Source organism: Bacillota bacterium, assembly GCA_024655925.1.
Lineage (GTDB): Bacteria > Bacillota > DTU025 > DTU025 > JANLFS01 > JANLFS01.
The window spans coordinates 1-2,955 of sequence record JANLFS010000182.1; the positions used below are offsets into that span (position 1 = coordinate 1).

Sequence of the window (2,955 nt, forward strand, 5' to 3'; positions counted from 1 at the left end):
CCAGCGGCTGCTGCCGCAGCGAGACTCACGAATCCGCGACGAGAGATCCTCCGGGGTCCCATGTGTTTTTCCCTCCAGGACGTGCAAGTGGCCCTGTACAGAACGGGCAAAACGGGTACCTACAGAACGCACCTGTTATCATTCTAGCATAAGTCACTCAGAATGTCAACAGCCTCGTAAGTGTCCACAACCATTTGACTTACTTCAGGTTGCGTTGTATACTAGCCTCGATAAGTGCACTCGACAGCCCCGCATGTCTGGGCGAAAGTCCCCGCTGTCGCGGTCAGGGCATTCGGCAAGAGATTGTAAGAAGCGACAGGAGTTGCGGAAGGTGCCATCGCATTCGTCCTTAACAGCGACTGCGCCCGGAGAACATCCGGACCTGAAGGCAGGTGCCCAGGCACTCATGGCCGTGGAAAGACGTGCGCGCATCGCCGAGCTGGCCAGGCGCGACGGATCGGTACGAATCAAGCGTCTCCGTGACCTCTTTGGCGTGTCCGAGGTCACCATCCGGGCCGATCTGGACATCCTGGCTGAGCAGGGAGTGCTTATCCGGGATCGGGGTGGTGCCGTCGTCAATACGCGCGCCAGCCTGTTCACGGCATTCGACCAGCGCGCCGGGCTCAACCTGGATGAGAAACGGCGCATCGGTCAGGCTGCCGCCCGACTGGTCCGGCCGGGCGACACAATCATCATGGATGCCGGCACCACAGTGATGGAGATGGCCAGGAACCTGGAAGGCATCTCCCCTCTCACGGTGGTGACCAACGCTTTGAACGTGGCCACGCAAGTGGGCTCGCTTCCGGATGTGCACGTGATCCTGGTGGGAGGGTCCCTGAGCCGGGAGACCATCAGCACAATCGGCTACCACGCCGAGCGCGACCTCAACGATCTCGTGGTCCAGAAGGTTTTTCTCGGGACGCATGCCGTCGACCTGCAGGCTGGGGTGACCGATCTCTCCATCGAGATCGCTCAAACCAAACGGGCGATGGTCCGGGCCGCCCGCAAAGTCATCTTGCTGGCCGACTCCAGCAAGTGGGGGCGCGTTGGATTCGCCAAGGTTGTCCCCCTCGCAGATGTGCACACGTTCGTGACGGACTCGGCGCTCCCAGAGACTGCGAGGGAAGCCATCGAGCAGTTGGGGGTGGAGTTGGTTCTGGTCTGACAAGAAGACCACGTTGCCAAGGCACAAAGCGGGACGAACGGAAACTCGGCCTATGTGCCCGCGGTTGTGCAGTCCACAGGAGGAAAGCCCAATGTCTCACCTCAAGCTCGCCTGTTGTCTCATCCAGTGGGCGGGCGAAACAAGAAGAGACCTCGAAAAAGCGCTGCGCGAGGTAGCAAATGCGGGCTGGGACGGCGTCGAGAGCTATGTCGTCGACAGCGCCGAGGAGTCGGTGTGTGTGGCGACCCTGGCGCGTCGCTACAACCTGCACTGGGTCGATGTCATCTGCCGGGACCCCATACAGATGGTCAAGTACAATATTGCCCTCGGCAATGCTGCGGTGGAAGTACCGATGAGGGCACGCAGGGATTATGGCGAGGACAACCCGACCGACGCCGACTATGAGCGAGCAGCCCGTACCTTGGATGAAGTACTGGCATTCTGCCGGACCCATCACATCAAGGGCTACCATCATGCGCATCTCGGGACGATGATAGAGACAGTGCGAGATGCCGAGCGCCTGCTGGCGGCGGCCGCCGATCTCTATCTGCTGCTGGACACCGGTCATCTCCTGGCAGCCGGCTGTGACCTTCTGCAGGTCTTCAGAAGCGATACCCTGCGCCATCGCATTGCACACGTGCACTTGAAGGACTTTCACGCCGACGATCCCAGAACCCAGAATCACCGCCCATGCAAGTGGGGCGAGCAAGGTCGCTTTGCCGAGCTTGGCAACGGCGACTTCGCGCCGGACGTCAAGGGGGTACTGGAGGCTCTAGGAGAGGTGGGCTACGATGGCTGGGTTTCCGTAGAATTGGACCGCCCCTACCCGGTACGACCTCCTGCCGACGCCGCTCGAGCTAACCGAGAATATCTGCGCAGCCTGGGCTACTGAGAGGGGCGAAGATGGACGCGAGAGAGAACTGGCTGCGAGCAGTTGAGTATCGCCATCCCGAGTGGATCCCCTGCAGCGTGGGTTTCTCACCAATCACTTGGAGGACCCACGGCAAAGACCTGGAGAAGATTGTACTCGAGCATCCCAGACTCTGGCCCAACTATGACCCCGGCAAGGCCGATTTCTACGACGAGATGCCCGTCGTCTACCGCGAGGGCGAGTACTACACCGACAACTGGGGCTGCACCTGGCTCAACATTCAGGAAGGTTTGGAGGGTCAGGTCGTCGGCCACCCATTGGCGGACTGGTCCGCACTGGCAACCTACAGGATGCCAGACCCTCTAGTTTACGATGAGCGCGGGCCGGCCGACCCCGAAAAGTGGGACAAGATCGCCAGGCATGTTGCTGAGGCTCGCGACAAAGGCCAGCTCATCTTCGGCAATGGGGAACGGCTTTTTGATCGCTTGTACTTCTTGCGCGGCTTTGAGAACCTGATGACCGACTTTGCCACCGAGCCTCCCGAGCTCGCGCGACTGATCGGCATGCTCGAAGAGTACGAGATGAAGGTGATCCACAAGTGGCTTGAGCTCCGGCCGGATGTCATCAGTTTCCACACGGATTTCGGCACGCAGCATGGCCCGATGATCAGCCCCGCGAGTTTCCGCAAATACATCAAACCGCTCTTCCAGACGCTATTCCAAGCTTGTCGGCGCAGCGGAGTCCATGTCTTTTTATCGTCGGATGGCAACATCCTTCCCATGGTTGATGATCTCATTGAGTGTGGGGTGTCGGTGCATGACCCGCAGTTACGGGCCTGCACCCTCGAGGGGATCGTCAAGGCGTACAAGGGTAAGCTCTGTGCTTGTGTTGACCTGGATCGCCAAGCCTGGCCTTTCGT

Annotated in this window: 3 protein-coding genes; all 3 read left to right on the forward strand. The window is 60.0% G+C overall.

The genetic code is table 11. The annotated features are described in order from the left end of the window. Window positions 1-331 precede the first annotated feature (331 nt). Window positions 332-1,165: a DeoR/GlpR family DNA-binding transcription regulator gene (locus NUW23_15740; protein MCR4427608.1), complete on the forward strand. Its 834-nt coding sequence runs from the start codon at window positions 332-334 to the stop codon at window positions 1,163-1,165. 91 nt (window positions 1,166-1,256) lie between these two features. Next, the gene (locus NUW23_15745) at window positions 1,257-2,057 is read left to right on the forward strand and encodes a sugar phosphate isomerase/epimerase (GenBank protein MCR4427609.1); all 801 of its coding nucleotides are present in this window, start codon (window positions 1,257-1,259) and stop codon (window positions 2,055-2,057) included. An 11-nt stretch (window positions 2,058-2,068) separates the two neighbouring features. Next, window positions 2,069-2,955 (forward strand): hypothetical protein (locus tag NUW23_15750; GenBank protein ID MCR4427610.1); only part of this gene is annotated, 887 nt, incomplete at its 3' end.

Bases quoted from the DNA above. Each gene is read 5' to 3' on its own strand.
- NUW23_15745 (MCR4427609.1), top strand. From the start codon at position 1,257: ATGTCTCACCTCAAGCTCGCCTGTTGTCTCATCCAGTGGGCGGGCGAA.